This window comes from Roseovarius lutimaris (assembly GCF_900115165.1).
In the GTDB taxonomy this organism is placed as follows: domain Bacteria; phylum Pseudomonadota; class Alphaproteobacteria; order Rhodobacterales; family Rhodobacteraceae; genus Roseovarius; species Roseovarius lutimaris.
In genome coordinates this window covers 1-1,796 of record NZ_FOVP01000066.1, presented here as the reverse complement: position 1 = coordinate 1,796, position 1,796 = coordinate 1, and the positions used below count along the sequence as shown (strand labels likewise).

At 55.5% G+C, this 1,796-nt stretch carries 1 protein-coding gene and 1 pseudogene; both read right to left on the bottom strand.

From position 1 onward, the window contains the following. Positions 1 to 324 precede the first annotated feature (324 nt). Complete coding sequence (locus BMZ91_RS20950; RefSeq protein WP_092842506.1) at positions 325 to 1,188, bottom strand: DUF2189 domain-containing protein; 864 nt, start codon at positions 1,186 to 1,188, stop codon at positions 325 to 327. Between the two features lie 236 nt (positions 1,189 to 1,424). Beyond that, a pseudogene (locus BMZ91_RS21315) lies at positions 1,425 to 1,606 on the bottom strand (IS110 family transposase); the annotation flags it as partial. Positions 1,607 to 1,796 lie beyond the last annotated feature (190 nt).

Below are 1,796 nucleotides of genomic sequence, written 5' to 3'. Positions count from 1 at the left end.
ACGACGGTTTTGAAAACGCATCCGGGTCAATGGGCCAAGAGCCCGCAGAACTGATTTTGCATCAAAGCCGCGCAGCTCCATACCGGCCAGCGGTCTTTTGATTGCCGCACAACAGGCCTGATACATGACGGCACCCGATCACACGTCACTATGTCGAAAAACCATCTTGCGCGGACGGGGGTATCCATACATGACCCGGTAGCAGTCAGTCTTTAATATGAGAGAGCCACCGTCGACAACTGCAGCTCTCCTCGCAAAGAAACCATCATAGCATGACCGGTAACCCTCAGGTTTTGCCCACTCCCGACTGTTGCGCGCTTCCCGTCATTCTACCGATCTGCGGTAAAGGTGCCATGTCGCATGCCCGAGGATCGGGAACACTAAAATCAATCCGAGAAAGAGCGGGATCGTCCCGACAATCAAGAAGGCGGCGACGATAAACCCCCACGCGGTCACCGTCATCGGGTTCTTTCTCGTCAGCTCCAACGAGGTCGCTATCGCGACACCCACGCCGACATGTCGATCCAACAGCAGCGGTATCGAAACGATCATCATGGCAAGTGTTGCCGCCGCAAAAACAAATCCCGCTGCGCAGCCAATAACCAGCATCGCCCAACCAGCACCTGTCGTGAAGATATCCCGCAGGAACGACGTCACCGAGACTGGGAGCTCGGGGCCCAGGGTCAGAGTGAAGACAAGAGTTGCCGTCAGCATCCAGACGACAAACATCAATACCAGACCCAGACCGATGATCAGGACCGCCCCGATGGCCGGCGACTCGATGACACCGAGCGCCGCGCGAAAGTCTGCCGTCTCGCCTTTTTCACGACAACGGCTCATTTCATAGAGACCGACGGCCGCGACGGGCCCAAGCAGGGCAAAACCCGCCATGAGCGGGAACAAGAGTGGCAATAACTCGCGATGGAAGGCAATGGCCGCAAGACACAGCCCGATGATCGGATAGAGGATAACTATGAACATCACATCTGTGCGGAGCGCCGAAAAATCTTTCGCACCTTTTCGGAGCGCGATCCTGATATCTTCGATGCCGATCTGCTTCACCGTGGGCTGCGCGTGCGCATCACCACCAATTTCATGAGCCGCGTCCTTGGCATAATGTGAAGCATCGGCAAATGCATTCAGCAACCAGGATGCGGGGTTTCCGATTGTCTTGATTGGCGTTGTCATTGGCTTACCTCCGCGAACGAACACGTTGGGTGCCGACGGGCCAAACCGCGCGCCGGTCGAACACCGGGGATTTTTATTCTATCACATTGCAGAGTTAGTGTCGCAAACTTTTTTGAATCTCCCCGGTTTTGTCGGAGACCTATAGCTGCATTTCACGCAACCACATCGAGCACGTCGCGCTGTGCATAGAAATTCTCTTCGGCCTCGCCAGGCGGGATGTTTCCGATGGGGCCAAGTGAGCGGCGATGAAAGCGGTCGGCTTTGGGAAAGTACAACGGCAGATAATGCGTCAGTACCCGGCGCCAAAGTTCGGTCTTCGAGCGGAGACGATGTCGCGGGTCTTGGACAACTCCTGAAGGTCCTTTGTGCCGGACAGCACGGGGTCGTGATGAAACTGCTCGTTGCCGATTTGCATCATGTACATGAACGTTAGTGTCGACAAGTGCAACAGGGCGGCTTTGTAGCAGGGATCGTTCTGAGCCTGATACTGAGGTTGCTCCTTCCCATTCAGGGTGCTGAGCATGCCGCACAAATTCAATGCTAACCGCCGAGGCAAAATTCCGAAGCAAAAGTATCGTGTGTCCAACTGGGCGAGTTACAACGAAAGC